The sequence below is a fragment of the Burkholderia sp. E168m22 genome (genome assembly GCF_001319805.1).
GTDB classification, from domain to species: domain Bacteria; phylum Pseudomonadota; class Gammaproteobacteria; order Burkholderiales; family Burkholderiaceae; genus Burkholderia; species Burkholderia orbicola.
Genome location: NZ_BBSK01000009.1, coordinates 152,425 through 170,340 on the forward strand (window position 1 = coordinate 152,425; position 17,916 = coordinate 170,340).

General features: G+C 67.6%; 14 protein-coding genes and 1 pseudogene. 8 read left to right on the top strand and 7 right to left on the bottom strand.

Annotated features, from left to right (window positions below):
* Positions 1-66: 66 nt before the first annotated feature.
* Both AP428_RS01465 and AP428_RS01470 read right to left on the bottom strand, forming a co-directional pair.
* A complete protein-coding gene (locus AP428_RS01465) occupies positions 67-705 on the bottom strand; it encodes a DsbA family protein (protein WP_011544709.1) in 639 nt (212 codons plus the stop codon).
* A 94-nt stretch (positions 706-799) separates the two neighbouring features.
* Complete coding sequence (locus AP428_RS01470) at positions 800-2,242, bottom strand: TAXI family TRAP transporter solute-binding subunit (RefSeq protein WP_053524216.1); 1,443 nt, start codon at positions 2,240-2,242, stop codon at positions 800-802.
* A gap of 433 nt (positions 2,243-2,675) precedes the next feature.
* On the opposite strand from AP428_RS01470, the gene AP428_RS01475 reads away from it, so the two are divergent.
* The 5 genes from AP428_RS01475 to AP428_RS01495 all read left to right on the top strand — a co-directional run bounded on the left by AP428_RS01475 (position 2,676) and on the right by AP428_RS01495 (position 8,989).
* Positions 2,676-3,041, top strand: a complete 366-nt coding sequence (locus tag AP428_RS01475) for a BON domain-containing protein (protein ID WP_011544712.1) — start codon at positions 2,676-2,678, stop codon at positions 3,039-3,041.
* 138 nt (positions 3,042-3,179) lie between these two features.
* A complete protein-coding gene (locus AP428_RS01480) occupies positions 3,180-5,270 on the top strand; it encodes a D-(-)-3-hydroxybutyrate oligomer hydrolase (protein ID WP_054927425.1) in 2,091 nt (696 codons plus the stop codon).
* 616 nt (positions 5,271-5,886) lie between these two features.
* A complete protein-coding gene (locus AP428_RS01485; protein ID WP_053524217.1) occupies positions 5,887-7,722 on the top strand; it encodes a S10 family peptidase in 1,836 nt (611 codons plus the stop codon).
* 239 nt (positions 7,723-7,961) lie between these two features.
* On the top strand, positions 7,962-8,552 hold the full coding sequence (locus tag AP428_RS01490) for a nucleotidyltransferase domain-containing protein (protein ID WP_006476758.1): 591 nt from the start codon (positions 7,962-7,964) through the stop codon (positions 8,550-8,552).
* Positions 8,552-8,989: a hypothetical protein gene (locus AP428_RS01495; protein WP_011544715.1), complete on the top strand. Its 438-nt coding sequence runs from the start codon at positions 8,552-8,554 to the stop codon at positions 8,987-8,989. Before AP428_RS01490 ends, AP428_RS01495 begins: the two co-directional genes overlap by 1 nt.
* Before the next feature lie 88 nt (positions 8,990-9,077).
* Here the strand turns inward: AP428_RS01495 and AP428_RS01500 are convergent, their stop codons facing one another.
* The 5 genes from AP428_RS01500 to AP428_RS01520 form a co-directional block, all read right to left on the bottom strand.
* On the bottom strand, positions 9,078-9,866 hold the full coding sequence (locus tag AP428_RS01500) for a sulfite exporter TauE/SafE family protein (RefSeq protein ID WP_054927437.1): 789 nt from the start codon (positions 9,864-9,866) through the stop codon (positions 9,078-9,080).
* 335 nt (positions 9,867-10,201) lie between these two features.
* Positions 10,202-11,641, bottom strand: a complete 1,440-nt coding sequence (locus tag AP428_RS01505) for a DHA2 family efflux MFS transporter permease subunit (protein WP_054927426.1) — start codon at positions 11,639-11,641, stop codon at positions 10,202-10,204.
* A 135-nt stretch (positions 11,642-11,776) separates the two neighbouring features.
* Positions 11,777-12,508, bottom strand: coding sequence for a DsbA family oxidoreductase (locus AP428_RS01510; RefSeq protein WP_054927427.1), 732 nt, complete (start codon positions 12,506-12,508; stop codon positions 11,777-11,779).
* Positions 12,509-12,690: 182 nt separating this feature from the next.
* The gene (locus AP428_RS01515; RefSeq protein WP_006476753.1) at positions 12,691-13,485 is read right to left on the bottom strand and encodes a transcriptional regulator; all 795 of its coding nucleotides are present in this window, start codon (positions 13,483-13,485) and stop codon (positions 12,691-12,693) included.
* Complete coding sequence (locus tag AP428_RS01520; RefSeq protein ID WP_054927428.1) at positions 13,482-14,444, bottom strand: ornithine cyclodeaminase family protein; 963 nt, start codon at positions 14,442-14,444, stop codon at positions 13,482-13,484. Before AP428_RS01520 ends, AP428_RS01515 begins: the two co-directional genes overlap by 4 nt.
* Before the next feature lie 378 nt (positions 14,445-14,822).
* Between AP428_RS01520 and AP428_RS01525 the strand changes: the two genes are divergently transcribed.
* The 3 genes and pseudogenes from AP428_RS01525 to AP428_RS01535 all read left to right on the top strand — a co-directional run.
* Positions 14,823-15,602: an ABC transporter substrate-binding protein gene (locus AP428_RS01525; RefSeq protein ID WP_054927429.1), complete on the top strand. Its 780-nt coding sequence runs from the start codon at positions 14,823-14,825 to the stop codon at positions 15,600-15,602.
* Between the two features lie 66 nt (positions 15,603-15,668).
* Complete coding sequence (locus tag AP428_RS01530) at positions 15,669-16,913, top strand: FAD-binding oxidoreductase (protein ID WP_054927430.1); 1,245 nt, start codon at positions 15,669-15,671, stop codon at positions 16,911-16,913.
* 511 nt (positions 16,914-17,424) lie between these two features.
* Positions 17,425-17,916: pseudogene (locus AP428_RS01535) on the top strand (hypothetical protein); the annotation flags it as partial.

A 17,916-nucleotide genomic window follows, 5' to 3' on the forward strand; every position in this document is an offset into this window, starting at 1 on the left:
CGGGGGACGCGTAACCTTACCGCAGCCGCACGTTGCCGTGCGTGATACCGGCCATCACGCACGCCATCACGCGCGGCCCTTCGGCAGCGTGCTGATCCGCTTGACCTCGCGCGATTCGAGCCAGTTCGGCGTGCGCGCGCAGTACAGCACCATCGGCAGCGCGTCCTCGCCCCAGAACAGTTGCTGGTTCATCCAGAACGTCGGCACGCCGAACACACCGAGCGCGATCGCGTCGGTCGTGTTGCGGGTCAGTTGCGCAGCGGTTTCCTCGAATTCGATCAGCTCGTCGCCGTGACCCACGCCGACGCGTTCGCACAGCGCGGCGAAGCCTTCCGGCGTCGACGGATCGTTGCCTTCGCGCCAGATGAACCGGAACATTTCCAGCACCGTCACGATATCGGCGCGCAGCGCGATCGCGAGGCGCAGCACCTTGTCGGAATCGAACGGGTGCGCGGGCGGCATCTTGAAACGGATGCCGAGCTGCTCCGCGCGAAACAGCGCGTGACGGTACGTGAACACGCGCTTGGCCGGCACGTCGGCGGTCGGGCGCTGGCCCCAGTGGCGCTGCAGGTCGCTTAGCGACACGGGCACGGGGACGAACGGCACGTCCGGCCATTTGTCGTGCTGCTCCAGCAGCAGATACGAGAACGGCGACACGAAGTCGAAGAACCAGGCGGGTTGGGCGGTATCGAGGCCGGTTGTCATGTCGTTCTCCAGAAGGTGGGGCGTGCGGCGCCTGGCGGCGGCCTCCATGTTACGCGGCGGCGCGCGCATGCAGCAATGATCGCGGATCGTTCGCTCACGCGGAACCGGGAGTCGCCCGGGGGGCGTCGCCAGCCGGTGGCGGCGCGGCTTGCGCGCGTGCCGGCGGGCTGCCGGCGCCGGGCGGGCCCGCCGGCGCATCCTGGTCGTGCGCGGTGAGCCGTTCGCGCACGAAGCCGATGTGCTCGCGCAGTACGTAGAACTGACCGGCGTACGCGAGCGGCATCTTCATCCGGTTCACGGCTTCCTCGATGTCGTCGAGCTGGTCGAGCAACTGCACGCGCTCCTCGGCCGTATGGTCCCCGAGCGCGCTGCGTTCGAGCGCGATCAGCGCGCCGTACCAGCGGTAGATGCGCGAGCGCACCCGCCAGCCGTACAGCGACGGCACGAGCCGCAGCCCGGGAATCAGCACGACGATCAGCGGTACCAGCACGACCAGCAGCCGGTCGACCAGGCTCGCGACCCAGAACGGCAGCCGCCGGTACAGGAAGGTCTTGCCTGACTTGTAATAGCGCGACGCGTCGTCGGACAGCGGGAAGCCGCGCGTGACCGGCGACGGGAATTCGCCCGCGTGCTGCAGGATCGTCGCGTGGCCGTGCACTTCGCGCGCGGCCTCGATCAGCAGGTCGGACAGCGCGGGGTGCAGCGAGTCGCGCGCGACGAGTTCGATCGTCGGCGCGACCGTGTGGATATCGGCGGGCGGCAGGTTGAGGCCGAGATCGTAGACGCCCATCGGCAGCGTGATCGCGGTCAGGTACGGAAAGCGCCGCGCGTACGCCTCGGCCTGCGTGAACGAATACACGTGCACGCCCGGCGCGCGGAACAGCTTCGCCATCACCGGAATCTGCGTCGAATCGCCGGACAGGAAGGCCGCGTCGATCTTGCCGTCGAGCAGCGCGGTCGCCGCGTCCTCGCCGGCGGTCGGCAGGAGCGCGGTCGGGCCGCCCGGCACGATGCCGTTCATCTTCAGCAGCGCGAGGCTCAGTTCGCGCGCGCCGCTGCCTTCCGCACCGAGCGCGAGCCGCTTGCCCTTGAAATCGGACAGGCGCGCGACGACCGGGCCGCGGTACATGATCGCAAGCGGCACGTAGCCGATGCTGCCGAGCGACACCAGATGCTCGTCGCGCTCCTTCGGGCCGATGCCGCTCTGCACGAATCCGACGTCGACCGGCGCGTTCGGATTCGACAGCCGCGCGAGGTTCTGCGCGGAACCTTCGGACGATTGAACGTCGAGCGTGACGCCGTTTTTAGCGAGAATCGTCTTGTACTTCTGCGCGGCGTTCCAGTACGTGCTGCCGGGCGGCCCGGACGAGATCACGAGCGTGGACGGCGGCGCTGGCTGGATCAGCTTGACCGCGAGCCAGACGGCCGCGCCGGCGAGCAGCACGGTCGGGCCGATCGACAGCGCGAGGTCGCGCCACGAGACGGCGACGAAGCGGGCGAGGATGCGGCGCGGCGGGCGAGGGCGGGCAGGCTTCATGGGGTTGGCGGATGACGCTGGCGTGACGCATCGGTGACGGTCGTCGCGGGACGACGTGGAGTCTCGCGGCGATGGTACCCGGTTTCCCCGCGCCTGCGCGAGTCGGGGCGGTATTGCACCGCGGCACCGGGACGGCGGCGGGCACCCCCCGCGTCAAAAGCTTTGCGCTTCGGCGGGCGCTGGATTACATTGTGCGACGCAGCCGCGCCCGATTCGCGCGCGACCCGGCACGTCATCAGACCGGGCGCGTCCGGCCGGCGGTTGCCCGGCCCGGCCGGCCCGCTTTCGCGTGCGCCGGCCGCCGGCCCGTGACGCCTCTCTCGTATCGCCGTGGAAAACACCGGCTGTCCCGCCCGTTCGCGCGCGGGCCGGCTGTTTTTGGGGGTATTCGGCCGTACTGTGCACGGCCGTTCCGGAGTGATAAGGAGATAGCATGAAGTCGATCGTGTTGAGAGCGTTGGGTGTCGCCGCCGTGGCGGCCTGTCTGTCGGGCAGCGTGTATGCGCAGTCGAGCGACGCAGCGGCTACGGAAGCGCCGGCGGCGGCGAGCAGCGCGCCGAAGGCCGCCGCGAAAACCGCGAAGAAGGCGAACCGCAAGCTCGGCTACGCGGTGCGCAAGGCCATTACGAAGGCAGGCGGCATCGACGTGGCGAACATCGTCGTGCGTTCGAAGGGCGGCGCGATCTCGCTGGAGGGCACGGTGCCCGACCAGGCACAGATCGACAAGGCGGAAGAGGCGGCGAAGAGCGTGAAGGGCGTGACGTCGGTCACGAACAAGCTGACGGTTCAGCAGCAGTAACGCCGGGCGGCGGCGCGCGAGCGCCGCGTGCGCCCGTTTCCAGGCGGGCCCCGGCATGCCGGGGCCCGTTTGCGCTTCAGAGGCCGAACGCCGCGTGCGACGCGGCGGCGGACCGATAACGATATCGAGGGGGCGGCGATGACGAAACTCGGGTGGGGCAGGCGGGTGGTGTGTGGGGGGGCGCTGGCCGCGGTCGCGATGCTCGGCGCGTGCAACGGCGACGAGTCGGCCGAGCGCAACCGGTTGCCCGGCTTCGTGTCCGGCAGCGTGCGCACGACGGCCTACGACGGCGCGAGCGACGACCTGCTGACGGCCGGCCTCGGCAAGACCGGCCTCGCGGCGGCGACTGCGCCCGGGTTCGCGAACCCGTCGCGGCCGACCAGCGCCGAATTGCGCCGTCTCGCCATCTGGTCGAACTATCGCGCGCTCGTCGACATGAGTGCGAACGGCGGCTATGGCCGCTTCTGGGGGCCGAACGTCGACCTCGACGGCAACGACACGCTCGGCGAAGGCAAGATCCCCGGCACCGAATATCTCGCGTACGCCGACGACGGCAGCGGCAGCAAGAACGTCACACTGCTCGTGCAGGTGCCCGCGAGCTTCAACCCCGCGCAACCGTGCATCGTCACGGCGACGTCGTCGGGCTCGCGCGGCGTGTACGGCGCGATTTCCGCGGCCGGCGAGTGGGCGCTCAAGCGCGGCTGCGCGGTGGCCTACAACGACAAGGGCGGCGGCAACGGCGCGCACGAGCTCGGTTCCGACACCGTCACGCTGATCGACGGCACGCTTGCCAACGCGGTGCTGGCCGGCACCGCGAGCCTGTTCACCGCGAACGTGACGAGCGGCGATCTCGCTGCATTCAACAGCCGCTTCCCGAACCGTTATGCGTTCAAGCATGCACATTCGCAGCAGAACCCCGAGCAGGACTGGGGGCGCGTGACGCTGCAGTCGGTCGAATTCGCGTACTGGGCGCTCAACGAGCAGTTCGGACCGGTGATCGACGGCGCGCGTCACGGCGTGCGCTATCGCGCGGGCGACATCACGACGATCGCCGCGTCGGTCAGCAACGGCGGCGGCGCGTCGCTCGCTGCCGCCGAACAAGACAATCGGGGCTGGATTACCGCGGTGGTGGTCGGCGAGCCGCAGATCAACGTGCGGATGGCGCCGAATGCGGTGGTCCGCGCGGGCGGCCAGCCGGTGCCGTCGTTCGGCCGGCCGCTGGCCGATTACGCGACGCTCGCGAATCTGCTGGAACCGTGCGCGGCCGCGTCGGCGTCGCTCGCCGGCGCGCCGTACCTGAGCGCGCTGCCGGCCACGACCACGCAGTCGATCCGCACGCAGCGCTGCGCGACGCTCGCCGCGGCCGGGCTGGTGGCGGGCGCCGACACGCAGAGCCAGGCGGCCGACGCGCTCGCGCAACTTCACGCGGCCGGCTATCTGGCCGATTCCGACCTGCTGCAGGCACCGATGTGGGATTCGCAGGCAATTCCAGCGATCGCGGTCACCTATGCGAACGCGTACACGCGCTCGCGCGTCACCGACAACCTGTGCAACTTCAGCTTCGCGACGACGAACCCGGCGACGGGCGTGGTCGCGGCGCCCGCTGCATCGCCGATGCCGAGCGTGTTCGGCGTCGGCAACGGCGTGCCGCCGACTGCCGGCATCAATCTGGTGTTCAACGACGGCGCGGGCACCGACCACCGGCTTGCGACGCCCGATGCAAGCTTCGCGGGCGCGCTGTGCCTGCGCCAGCTGTGGACCAACGGGATGCTCGGGATGCCCGCGAACGTCGACGCGGTGCGCGTGAACGCGAACCTGCACGGCAAGCCGGCGATCATCGTGCAGGGCCGCAGCGATGCGCTCGTACCGGTGAACCATGCGTCGCGCGCGTACGTCGCGCAGAACGGCATCAGCGAAGCCGGGCGCAGCCAACTGGTGTTCTACGAAGTGACGAACGGCCAGCACTTCGACGCGTTCCTGTCGGTGCCGGGCTTCGACACGCGCTTCGTGCCGGTTCACTACTACAACGTGCAGGCGCTGAACCTGATGTGGCGGCATCTGAAGAACGGCGCGCCGCTGCCGCCGTCGCAGGTGATCCGCACGGTGCCGCGCGGCGGCACGCCGGGCGCCGCGCCCGCGCTGACGAGCGCGAACCTGCCGCCGATCTCGACCGCGCCGGGCGCGAACGCGATCGCGACCGGCGTCGGCACGATCGACGTGCCGCTCTGACGGCGCCCGCCACGCGTTCTCCAGCAAGCCGGACCGTCGTCCGGCTTTTTTATTGACGTCGCCTGGAATCGGTCCCGTACGGCCTTTTATCCGAATGGCGAGCGCTGTAACAAATTATTACTTTACGGCGATAAATCCGGAACCTAATATGCGCCGGTATTTTCACTTAATTTAATAAATTCCAGACACGAGAATATTCCTTTCCGTTTAGTTAATCGATCCTTTCGATTTTATTCAATCGACTCGAATCCCGGCTGATCGCCGTTTCGCGATTAATCGGTATCTCGCCGAGGGGGATCGTTCGTCTATTCGAAGTGAAGACGCTTTTCCGGGCGGGCTTTGCACGGCGTTCTTTTGTCCGTCTTTTTTGTTGCGCCTGCAAATTCACGGAATGAATCCGTATTGCAGCGAATCATTGAATTGTCGTTGGCAATGGAATTGATTCCATTGTGCGGTTGCAAAAAACATGGGTGGGGTAAATCGTGCCGATCGGTATTCGCCGATCCGGTAAAAAACTCGGAGTGCGTCGCATAACGAATGCATTCCCGGTGCGGAGCGCCGGCGCAAATGATCCTTTGCGGCCGGCGGTATTTATCGTTCTGTTCGAGAGGCAATAATGACGACACGGAAGTCCTTGAAAGACGGTTTCGCGCTATTTGGAACGACCTTGAGCGTACCGCTCGCCGCCGCAGCGGCCGCGGCGCTGCTCGTCACGGGGTGCGGCGGCGACGACGGGCCGAGCCCGAGCGCGTCGGCCGCCACCGCGGCTGCGACGACCAGCGGCAGCACGTCGGCCGCCACCGACGCAACGGCCGCCGCCGCGGCCGACCAGCCGTACGTCGACACCGACGTGTACGGCACCGGGCCGAACGACGCGGTCACGGATTCGACGGAAGGCGCCGCGGTCGTGCACCGCCAGGTCACGATCGGCGGCAAGACGATCAAGTACACGGCCACCACCGGCCACCTGACGACGATCGATCCGGTCACGTCGGCGCCGAACGCGAAGATGTTCTACGTCGCGTACACGCAGGACAATCCGGACCCGTCGAAGCCGCGTCCGGTCACGTTCTTCTACAACGGCGGCCCCGGTTCGTCGTCGGTCTACCTGCTGCTCGGCTCGTACGGGCCGAAGCGCCTGCAGTCGTCGTTCCCGAACTTCACGCCGCCCGCGCCGTACAAGCTGCTCGACAACCCGGACAGCCTGCTCGACCGCACCGACCTGGTGTTCATCAACCCGGTCGGCACCGGTTATTCGACCGCGATCGCACCGGCGAAGAACAAGGACTTCTGGGGCACCGACCAGGATGCGCGCTCGATCGACCGCTTCATTCAGCGCTACCTGACCAAGTACTCGCGCTGGAATTCGCCGAAGTTCCTGTACGGCGAGTCGTACGGCACCGCGCGCAGCGCGGTCGTGTCGTGGGTGCTGCACGAGGACGGCATCGACCTGAACGGGATCACGCTGCAGTCGTCGATCCTCGACTATGCGAACGCGCTGTCCGCGCCGGGCACGTTCCCGACGCTCGCGGCCGACGCGTTCTACTGGAAGAAGACGACGCTCAACCCGACGCCGACCGATCTCGACGCGTACATGGTCCAGGCCCGCAACTACGCGGACAACACGCTCGCGCCGCTCGCGCAGAAGCCGAACCCGCAGGACGGCGGCTTCGTGAACGTGCGGCTGAACCTGAAGCTCGCGACCGCGCAGCAGATGGGCGCGTACATCGGCACGGACCCGACGTCGCTGATCCAGACCTTCGGCAACCCGGCCGCGCTCGGCAACGTGCCGTCGTCGGATGACAACCCGCCGTACACGTTCTTCCTGACGCTGGTGCCGGGCACCCAGATCGGCCAGTACGACGGTCGCGCGAACTTCACGGGCAAGGGCATCGCGCCGTACATCCTGCCGAACTCGGGCAGCAACGATCCGTCGATCACGAACGTCGGCGGCGCATACACGGTGCTGTGGAACAGCTACATCAACACCGACCTCAAGTACACGTCGACGTCGTCGTTCGTGGACCTGAACGACCAGGTCTTCAACAACTGGGACTTCAGTCACATCGACCCGACCGGCGCGAACAAGGGCGGCGGCAATACGCTGTACACGGCCGGCGACCTGGCGTCGACGATGAGCGTGAACCCGGACCTGAAGGTGCTGTCGGCGAACGGCTATTTCGACGCCGTCACGCCGTTCCACCAGACGGAGCTGACGCTCGCGCAGATGCCGCTCGATCCGACGCTCAAGGCGCAGAACCTGACGATCAAGAACTACCCGTCGGGCCACATGATCTACCTGAACGACGCGTCGCGGACCGCGCTGAAGGGCGATCTCGCCAACTTCTACGACGGCATCCTCGCGAACCGCACCGCGCTGCAGCGCGTGCTGAAGCTGCAGGCGCGCACGCAGCAGTTGAAGCAGCAGAAACTGCAGCAGCAGGGGCAGTAAGCGTGGCGGGCGGCGGGCGATGCCCGCCGCGACGCGACGAACAAGTGCACTCGCGCAATGCGGGCCAGTGCTTCAGGTCGCGTGCGTTGGTGACGTCGCTGTTGTTCCGGACTCCCGGGGCATTGGCTTTTGTGTCGGAGCAGCGTGCGTCGCCTCGGAAGTCGCAGATGACGGCACACTTAATCCTCAAAATGGGGATTTGTGTCCTTCTGTTGAGGATTAAGTGAAAAATCCTCATAATGAGGACAGTCATCCCCGACTCAAGGATTTTTGTGGGCGTCGCCGACTTTCTCCTCACACCCGGCATGCAACGTGTGCTGGGTGCCACGCTGCTAGAACCCGACCGCTGCTTTACGCTGCAGGAATTGCTGCGTCTGGCAAGCAGTGGACACGGCAGCGCTCAAAAGCAGATAGACCGGCTGATCGAGGCCGGCGTACTCAAGGAAGACGCGCGCCGAGGCCGGCAGCGGAGCATCCGCGCCAATACGGACTTCGTCCTCTATCCGGAACTCGTCGAGATTGCGCGAAAGACGTTCGCTGTCGCAGAGCCGTTGAAGGAAGCCTTGTCGCCTTTTGCCGGGCATATTTCCACGGCCTTCGTGTTTGGCTCGGTGGCCAAGGGTACCGACAGCAGCCGAAGCGACATCGACCTGATCGTCATCGGCGACGCCCAGCTTCTCGAGTTGGCCGAAGCCTTGCACGCCGCCGAGCATGATCTGCAGCGTCCCATCAACTTCTCGTTGTACGAACCTGCCGAATGGGCCGCGCTGGTCGATAGCGATCCCGTCATCGCGCAGATCGCCCAGGGACCGACTTTGAGGATTTTGTGATGTCACGTCCGACCGAATACGAAAACCTTATCAAGACGAGAGCCTTCGATGCGGTTGCGCCGACACCCGGGGCAATCGCGGGCTTCCTGCGCAATGCGGAGGATTACAAGGCCACTGCCGACGAACTGGATCCCGCCCGGCATTTGCAGGTATTTACCTTGGCCTACGAAGGCTACTTCCAGGTCGTACAGGCTGTTCTGGAGTTCTACGAGGTGAGGACCAAAGATGCCGGCCGCAACCTGGCTATCCAGCGCGTCTCCACCTCGTTGGGTGTGAGCGCCCCGGAATTCGCTTTCATCACGAAGGCACACGAGCGACGCAACGGCACGTCGTACGTTTCGCCGTTTCCGCCGGTGTCGAAAGCCGAGGCCGCCACCATGCTGGGCATCCTGGCGAAATACTTGCCTGTTGCACGTGCCCTGACCGGTATGTCGTGAAACCCGCTTGGTCGTCCGTCAAGACAGGCGACAGGTGGTTTGGGGGCACGCACTGAGGCGGCGCATTTCGGCAGGCGTGAGAGGCCGCTTACGCCAGCACGAGCCGCACGCCGACCGCGACCAGGGTCGACGCGAGCAGGTTGCGCAGCAGCCGCTCGGGCGCGCGCGCCGACAGCAGGCTGCCGATCACGATGCCCGGCAGCGAGCCGAGCAGCAGCGACAGCAGCATCGACCAGTCGACCGAGCCGAGCAGCCAGTGGCCCATGCCCGCGACCAGCGTGAGCGGCACTGCATGCGCGATGTCGGAACCGACGATGCGGGTCGTCGCGAGCAGCGGATACAGCAGCAGAAGCACGGTGACGCCGATCGCGCCGGCGCCGACCGACGTCATCGACACGAGCACGCCGAGCACGGCGCCCGTCAGCACGGTCGACCACAGCGTGCGCGCGGGGCTCGGCGCGAGCGGGTTGCGGGCGGCGAACGCGGTCAGTTGAGGGCGGAAGATCAGCGCGAGCGACGTGAGCAGCAGTGCAATGCCCAAGACGAGCTGGATCATCCGCGCGGTGCCCGGCGTGTTCATCCCGTGCGTATGCAGCCACCACAGCGTGAGCGCCGCGGCCGGCACGCTGCCCGCGGCGAGCCGGCCCGTGATGCGCCAGTCGATCGAGCCTTTCAGGCCGTGGACGAGCGTACCGGTGGCCTTGGTCGCGGCTGCGTACAGCAGGTCGGTGCCGACCGCCGTCGCGGGGTGGACGCCGAACAGCAGCACGAGAATCGGCGTCATCAACGAACCGCCGCCGACACCCGTCAGGCCGACGAGAACGCCGACGAACAGGCCGGACAGCGAGTACAGCAGATCGATATGGGGAAGCGACATCGGGAGCAGGCGGTTATGCGGCGTTCGGCGGCGGCGCGCGGCCGCGGCGCGCGCATCAAAGTCCGCCATTGTCGCAAAAGTGACGCGTCAACGTACGACTGCGTTAAAAATCGGCCGGGGAGGCGCGCACGGCGGCGGCCGGCGGGACGTGAAACGGGCGTTTGAGCAGGGGCGCGGCCGACGGTGATGATCGGCCCGAAAGCGATGACGAACCGGGCTTAAGCGGCGCGCGTCCGACGCGCATAAAAAAGAGGCGCGACAATGCGTGCCCTGATCCGATGCGGGTTCTCGGTTCTCGGTTCTCGGCTCCCGGCTCCCGGTTCCCCCGCCGACGGTCAGTGCATCGCAGGGCCGGTGCCTTCGATCGCGCGGGGCGGCCGGATGCGCAGCGCCAAACCGGTCAGCGCGGCCACGGCGGCAAACGCCGCGCCGAACGCGAAGGCCGCGTGGTAGCCGCCGTTCAGCGCGTCGAGCGGCGTGGCTTGCGCCGCCGCGAGCGCGTCGGTGCGGGCGCCGGCGAGACTCGCGAGGATCGCGAGCCCGAGCGCGCCGCCCATCATGAACGACGTGTTGACGATGCCCGACGCGAGCCCGGAATCGGCCGGGTCGACGTCGTTCATCGCGGCGAGCAGCACCGGGTTGAACGCGACGCCTGCGCCGATGCCGAGCAGCGTCATGCCGGGCAGCACGTGCCACACGAAACCGCCGTCGACCGGCGCGCGCGAGAACAGCGCGAGGCCGCACGCCGCGAGCAGCAGGCCGGCGGCAGTCGGGCCGCGGATGCCGAAACGCATCACGATGCGCGCCGACAGCCCGAGCGAGAACGCGGCCATGATCAAATTCGCCGGCAGGAACGCGAGGCCGACCTGCAGCGGCCCGTAGCCGAGCACGCGCTGCATGTACAGCGCGGACAGGAAGAACCACGCGAACATCGCGGCCGCCCACAGCACGGCGATCGCGTTCGCGAGCGCCACGTTGCGCGCGGCGAACAGCGTGAGCGGCATCAGCGGATGCGCGGCGCGCGACTCGATCGCGATGAACAGCGCGAGCAGCACGACGGCCGCGCCGATCAGTGCGACGGTCTGCGTCGACAGCCAGCCGGCCTCGTTGCCGCCGACGATCCCGTAGACGGCCAGCATCAGCGATGCCGTTACCGTGATCGCGCCGGCGACGTCGAGCCGCGCGGCGCCGGCCGGCGCACGCACGCGCGGCAGCAGCGCGACGCACATCGCATAGACCGCGACGCCGATCGGCAGGTTGACGAGGAAGATCCAGTGCCACGACAGCGAGCTCGTCAGCAGTCCGCCGAGCAGCACGCCGATGCTGCCGCCGCCCGCGCAGACGAAGCCGTAGACGCCCATCGCACGCGCGCGTTCGCCGGGTTCCGTGAAGAGATTCATGATCAGCGACAGCGAGACGGCCGACACGACCGCGCCGCCGAGCCCCTGCACCGCGCGCGCGGCGATCAGCATCGCCTGCGATTGCGCGAGGCCGCAGGCGAGCGACGCGAGCGTGAACACGACGAGGCCCGCGAGGAACATGCGCCGCTGGCCGTACAGGTCGCCGAGCCGGCCGCCGAGCAGCAGGCAGCCGCCGAACGTCAGCAGGTACGCGTTGACGACCCAGACGAGGGCCGTTTCGGTGAAGTGGAGGTCGGTACTGATCGACGGCAGCGCAACGTTCACGATCGTGCTGTCGAGCACGATCATCAGCACGCCGAGACAGAGCACGATCAGCGCGTACCAGCGCTTCTCGCCGTGAATCCCGTGGGTCATGGGCTTGCAGCCTTCTGATCGTTATTTGAAGGATGCATTGTAGAGGTCGCCGGCGCGGGCATCCTGCCGGTTTGTGGCAGGAGCGTCGCGTAGTGGCGCGTCCGGGCGGGACGCGCGCGAAGTAATCGATGCGGATTACGACCGGGCCGGCAGTTCGCAGCCGTCCGGGCCGCAGGCGGCCGCATCGTTGCCGTCGAGTGCGACGATGCCGTCGCGCCACGCCTGGTCGAGCGCCTGCGCGAACGCGTCGGCCGGCTGCGCGCCCGACACCGCGTAGCGACCGCCGAACACGAACAGCGGCACGCCGCGCCCGCCGATCTGCGCGGCGCGCGCGATGTCGGCTTCGACTTCGTCGCGGTACGCATCGCTGCGCAGCACCGCTTCGACGGCCGCGCGCTCGAGCCCGGCTTCGACCGCGAATTCGGTCAGCGCGGCATGATCGAACAGCGAGCCGTGTTCGCAGAAGTACGCGCGATAGAGTCGCTCGGTCAGCGCGTGCGCGCGGCCCGTGGCTTCCGCGAGCTTCACGAGCCGGTGGCCGTCGAGCGTGTCGCCGACCAGCGTGCCGGGCAGGTCGTAGCGCAGCCCGACGCTCGCCGCTGCATCGGTCACCTGGCGCAGCATCTGGTCGACCTGCGCGGGCGACATCCGGTATTTGCCCGCCAGCATCGCCTCGACCGGCTCGACGGGCTGGCCGGGCATCAGCCGGTACGCGCGCAGCGCGACGTCGACGCGGTCGGCGTGCGCGAACGCGGCCAGCGCCTCGTCGAAGCGGCGCTTGCCGATCCAGCACCACGGGCAGATCAGGTCGGACCAGATTTCGACGGTCAGGGTCGGGCGGGCAGTCGGAGTGGGAGCGGTCGTCATGGGCGATACGGGGCGGTAAAAAAGTGTAACTGCGACTATATCACTTTATGCTTCCAAGCTCCGTCGTCCGCAGGCCCGGGCGGAATCCGGGGCACGTCCGCGCATCGCGAAGGCTCGACGCGGAATCGGCAGTCCGGTACCGGTGTCCGGAGCGTGCCGTCATCACGCCCGCCGCATCGCGCTCAGGCGTCGCCTTGCGTTTCCTTCAGGTGCTTGAGGTGCTTGTAGACCGTCGCGCGTCCCATCCCGAGCACGTTCGCGACGTAGTTCGCCGCGCTCTTGCCGCGGAACGCGCCTTCCGCGTACAGCGCCTCGACGAGTTCGCGCCGGTGCTCGCGCGTGAGCCCGTTCAGCCCGACCTGCCGCTCGCGCAGCCAGCCGTGCAGGAACGTGTTGATGCGCTCCTGCCAGTCGTCGCGGAACAGTTCGTCGGGTTGCGCGACGACGCCCGCGCCCTTGATGAACAGGTCGAGCGTCGCGCGCACCTCGTCGAACACCGCGATGTTGAAGTTGATGCACATCATCCCGGCCGGCCGGCCTTCGTCGTCGAACAGCACGTTGCTGACGCAGCGCATCCGCCGGCCGTCCCAGTTCAGCTTCTCGTACGGGCCGATCACGCGCTCGCGCGCCGAATGATCGATTTCCTCGAGCGCGGAATCGTCGCCGACCTCGCGCTTCGACAGATTGTTCGCGAGATACAGCACGGTCTGGTCGTGCAGGTCGTGGATCACGACTTCCGCGTACGGGAAGAACAGGGCGGCGATACCGTCGGCGATCGGCGCATAGCGGGTGAGCAGCAGGTCTTTGACGGGAGATTTCTTCTTGCGCATCGGTGTCGCGATCTCGGGTGGGCGGGAGCCGGGCAGCGTGTCGGGCCGGCGGGCCGGCGCACCGTGGGGCGGCATGCCCGTGCGCCCGCGCGCGGCCGCGGCGGCGGTTGCGCCATTGTATCGGCCCCGCGTACGCGTGCCGCTCATGCGTGCGTCAGATGCGTGTACAGCGCGTGCGCGATCGCGATGTCCTCGAGCCCGAGGCCGATCGAGCGGAACAGCGCGTGACGCGTGCGCGACGGCGCCGCGCAGGTGCCGGCGACGAGCGCGGGCAGGTCGCCGACGATCCGGCCGGCATCCCAGCCGTGCTCGGCAGCCGCGATCTGCATCTCGCCGGCGCTCGCGGGCGTCGTGTGCCGGTAGTCGCAGTAGACGTCCATGTCCGGCAGCCACGCGGGCGGGATTTCGTGGGCACGTGCGACGTTCGTACTGATCGACGTGACGAGCGCGGGGCGCGTGAGCATCCCGTCGCCGAGCACGGGCGTGCCCGACGACGTGCACAGCATCACCACGTCCGCGTCGCGCACGCAGGCCTCGACGCTCGCCGCCGCGCGGGCGCGCGGGTCGAGCGCGGCGAGGCTCGCCTGCAGCGCCGCGTTGCCGGCCAGCGCGGGCGAGTACACGCGGATCGAGGCCCAGTCGCGCAGTGCCGCCGTGTGCTTCAGGTGTGCAAGGCCGACCGCGCCCGCGCCGACGATCGCGAGATGGCGCGCGTCGCGCGGCGCGAGGCAGTCGACCGCGAGCGCCGTCGTGCCGGCCGTGCGCTCGACGGTCAGCAGCCCGGCGTCGCACCACATCAGCGGCTGGCCGGTCTGCATCGACATCAATGCGGTCCATGCGGTGACGATCGGTTTCCCGCCTGTCACGACATACGGCGACAGCTTCGCGCCGAACACCTGCTCGTCGGCGAGTGCGCCCAGATACGTGATGAAGTCGCCGGCCTGGTCGGGAAACAGCGTGAGTGTCTGCGGCGGCTGCACCGCGCGCGCCGCGGCGAGCGACGCGAACATGCGGCGCAGCGTGCCGAGCACGTCGAGCGATGGCAGCGCCGCGCGCACCGCGGCTTCGTCCACGGTCAGTGGCAGGGTGGGGACGGTTTGCGTCATGGGGACATCTCCGGTTCGGGCTGGACGGAAAGTCTCGAAAGACGGCGTCCGGTGAGGTGAGTTGTGGACTAAAAGTCTAATATAGACAAACAAAACCGATGGGATTTTTCTTTTCGAGACTTTGATTCTTTACGTGGCGTATGAAAAACACCGTGAAATCAATGATGTTCTGAGTGGGTGACGAAATTTTGGCGAGGTGCGGCGGCGTGACGTTCTCGTATCCCCTATAGTCTATAGTAGACTTTGAGTCTATATTTAGCGTGCAGAACTCGGCGCGTCGGCAAGCGGCCACCGCCTGCCTCGAATGCCGACCGGCGCCCGCCCGTGGGCGTCGCGCGACCGATCTTCATCGCCTCACTCCAGAACAGAAGAACCGTCATGAACCGGAAGCTTTCCCTCTGCGCCGCTGCGGCGCTCGCGTGCGTGGCCGTCACGGCCCATGCGGAACCGACCACGTTGCGCTTCGGGATCGAAGCCGCCTATCCGCCGTTCGAGAGCAAGACGCCGTCCGGTCAGCTGCAGGGTTTCGACGTCGACGTCGGCAACGCGGTGTGCGCGAAGCTGAACATGAAGTGCGTGTGGGTCGAGAATGCGTTCGACGGGCTGATCCCGGCGCTGCAGGCGCGCAAGTTCGACGCGATCAACTCGGCGATGAACATCACCGCGAAGCGCAAGCAGAGCATCGACTTCACGCCGCCGATCTACGTGGTGCCGATCGTGATGGTCGCGAAGCGCGGCTCGCCGCTGAAACCCGACGTCGCGAGCCTGCGCGGCAAGCACGTCGGCGTGCTGCAGGGTTCGTCGCAGGAGGATTTCCTGAAGGCGCACTGGGCCAATGCGGGCGTGGCCGTGGTGTCGTACCAGGATCAGGACCAGATCTACGCCGATCTCGTCGCGGGGCGTCTCGACGCGGCCGTGCAGGAGGCGCAGACCGCGCAGGACGGATTCCTCGACAAGCCGGCCGGCCGCGACTACCAGATCGTCGGCGAGCCGCTGAAGGATCCGGCGACGCTCGGCGAAGGCACCGGCTTCGGGCTGCGCAAGAACGACAAGGCGCTGCAGGCGAAGATCGTCGGCGCGCTCGACGCGCTGAAGAAGGACGGCACGCTGAGCGCGCTGTCGCAGAAGTATTTCAAGCGCGACATCATCGCGAAGTAAGCGCCGCCGCGTGCCGGCCGCGGGGCCGGCGCACCGCGCATCCATCTCGACACAGGGCGGGGAAGCATGGATTTCGACGTGATCGTTCTGGGGGCCGGCATCGTCGGCGTGTCGTCGGCGCTGCATCTGCAGGATCGCGGGCTGCGCGTCGTGCTCGTCGATCGGCGCGCGCCCGGCGAGGAAACCAGCCACGGCAATGCGGGGCTGATCGAGCGCTCGTCGGTCGTGCCGTATGCGTTTCCGCGCCGGCTCGGCACGCTGCTGCGCTATGCGCGCAACCGCTCGGTCGATCTTTATTGGGACTACCGCGCGCTGCCCGCGTATGCAGGCTGGCTCGCGCGCTTCTGGCGCGAATCGTCGCCGCGGCGGCTCGCGGCCGCCGCGCGCGACCTGCTGCCGCTCGTCGCGGCGAGCGTCGTTGAGCACGATGTGCTGCTCGCGCGCACCGACGCGCAGCCGCTCGTGCACGACGGCGGCTGGATCGAGGCGTTCCGTTCGCCCGCGCTGTTCGATGCGGAAGCGCGCGCGCAGCAGCGGGTGGCCGCCGCGCACGGGCTGCGGATGACGGTGCTCGACGTGCATGCGCTGCGTGCGCGCGAGCCCGGTATCGGCGACGCGTTCTGCGGCGCGTTTCACTGGCAGGACCCGAAGACCGTGTCGAGTCCCGGTGGGCTGACCAAGGCGTATGCGCGGCTGTTCGAGCGCGACGGCGGCACGTTCGTGCGCGGCGACGCGACGACGCTCGTGCAGGTCGACGACGGCTGGCAGGTCCGGACCGAACACGGGCCGATCTCGGCGCGCTCGGCCGTGGTCGCGCTCGGGCCGTGGTCCGATCAGGTGTTCGCGCCGCTCGGCTACCGGATTCCGCTGCGCGCGAAGCGCGGGTATCACATGCATTACCGGCCGACGCGCACGCCGCTGAACGTGCCCGTGTGCGATACCGAGGCAGGCTTCGTCGTCGCGCCGATGGAGGGCGGCCGCCTGCGGCTCACGACGGGCGTCGAGATCGCGCTGCCCGACGCGCCGCCGACCGGCGTGCAGCTCGCGCGCGCCGAACCGCTGGCGTGTGACGCGTTCGGCATCGGCGAGCGGCTCGATCCTCAGCCATGGCTCGGGATGCGGCCATGTACGCCCGACATGCGTCCAGTGATCGGGCCGGCGCCGCGGCACCGTCATCTGTGGTTCGCGTTCGGCCATTGCCATCACGGGCTCACGCTCGGGCCCGCGACCGGCCGCCTGCTCGCCGAAATGATGACGGGCGCGCCTACCTATATCGATCCCCATCCGTACCGGCCCGCACGCTTCGGCTGAGCCCGCGGCGCGCAGATGCGGCTTCGGCCGCCGGCACGTGCCGGTGGCCATGCGCATGCTTCACAGTTTTTCATTCTGCTGTCCGGCTTATCGAAATCCGCGCAATTGGAAATGATCTGCGTAATCGATAAGAAAGAAAATCGCGCGATAAAAGAAAATCAGCAAATTCGCGATTTATCAATGCATTTTCATATTGTTGAAATGCGTAATGGGCAGTCCACTATGGCGGTATGGGGTCCCATCGTGCCCGCGTGTTTCGACGTTACGCGGAATGTACCGGAACACGTTACTACGGGGCTCGCAAACGTTACGTTACATCCGCGTTCCGGCGGCCTTTTTCATCAGACGATTCGGGCTCCGCAATTCAGGAATTTCGCCTGAAATCGATTAAAAAACGTTATTACCGGTCGTTAGGCAGACGAATCAATCCCGTTTTTGGAATTGGCACGCTTCGTGCAATCCGTCCCCATGCTTTGTCAACGTAGTGCCAACCGAGATGGGGAAAATAACGATGGGACAGAATTTTAAATTGACGGGTGTGGCGTTGTCGGTCGCGACGGTGTTCGGGGTGCTGGCTTCGGGTTCCGCGATGGCGGGGGCGCTCGACTCGCTCCCGATCCCGCAGGTGATCGTCAATCCGCCGACGAACAGCGTGTCGGTCGGGCTGGTCGCGACGGGCACGTCGCCGCTGGGCTCGGTCACCGTGACGGCGGGCGGGTCGGGCGCGATCCAGACATCGCTCGGCGAGCCGGGGCAAGTGCTGTCGGGCGCCGTGGGGGCGGTGACCGGCGCACTCGGTGGTGGCGGTGGCACGATGCAGCCGCTCGGGGCGGTGCAGGGCGTGGTGAACCAGGTGACGGGTGCGCTCGTTGGGGGCAACCCGGCAGGTGCGTTGACGGGGCGTTGAATACGGCGACGGGACGCTGAGCAATGCGCTCGGCACGGCAACGGGCGCACTGGGCGGGATTGGCGGTGGTGCGAATCCGCTGGCGCCGGTGCAAGG

What these genes read in the sequence shown, in the direction of transcription:
- AP428_RS01465 (WP_011544709.1), bottom strand. Translation starts at nt 705, where the DNA reads ATGACAACCGGCCTCGATACCGCCCAACCCGCCTGGTTCTTCGACTTC.
- AP428_RS01470 (WP_053524216.1), bottom strand. Translation starts at nt 2,242, where the DNA reads ATGAAGCCTGCCCGCCCTCGCCCGCCGCGCCGCATCCTCGCCCGCTTC.
- AP428_RS01475 (WP_011544712.1), top strand. Translation starts at nt 2,676, where the DNA reads ATGAAGTCGATCGTGTTGAGAGCGTTGGGTGTCGCCGCCGTGGCGGCC.
- AP428_RS01480 (WP_054927425.1), top strand. Translation starts at nt 3,180, where the DNA reads ATGACGAAACTCGGGTGGGGCAGGCGGGTGGTGTGTGGGGGGGCGCTG.
- AP428_RS01485 (WP_053524217.1), top strand. Translation starts at nt 5,887, where the DNA reads ATGACGACACGGAAGTCCTTGAAAGACGGTTTCGCGCTATTTGGAACG.
- AP428_RS01490 (WP_006476758.1), top strand. Translation starts at nt 7,962, where the DNA reads ATGAGGACAGTCATCCCCGACTCAAGGATTTTTGTGGGCGTCGCCGAC.
- AP428_RS01495 (WP_011544715.1), top strand. Translation starts at nt 8,552, where the DNA reads ATGTCACGTCCGACCGAATACGAAAACCTTATCAAGACGAGAGCCTTC.
- AP428_RS01500 (WP_054927437.1), bottom strand. Translation starts at nt 9,866, where the DNA reads ATGTCGCTTCCCCATATCGATCTGCTGTACTCGCTGTCCGGCCTGTTC.
- AP428_RS01505 (WP_054927426.1), bottom strand. Translation starts at nt 11,641, where the DNA reads ATGACCCACGGGATTCACGGCGAGAAGCGCTGGTACGCGCTGATCGTG.
- AP428_RS01510 (WP_054927427.1), bottom strand. Translation starts at nt 12,508, where the DNA reads ATGACGACCGCTCCCACTCCGACTGCCCGCCCGACCCTGACCGTCGAA.
- AP428_RS01515 (WP_006476753.1), bottom strand. Translation starts at nt 13,485, where the DNA reads ATGAGCGGCACGCGTACGCGGGGCCGATACAATGGCGCAACCGCCGCC.
- AP428_RS01520 (WP_054927428.1), bottom strand. Translation starts at nt 14,444, where the DNA reads ATGACGCAAACCGTCCCCACCCTGCCACTGACCGTGGACGAAGCCGCG.
- AP428_RS01525 (WP_054927429.1), top strand. Translation starts at nt 14,823, where the DNA reads ATGAACCGGAAGCTTTCCCTCTGCGCCGCTGCGGCGCTCGCGTGCGTG.
- AP428_RS01530 (WP_054927430.1), top strand. Translation starts at nt 15,669, where the DNA reads ATGGATTTCGACGTGATCGTTCTGGGGGCCGGCATCGTCGGCGTGTCG.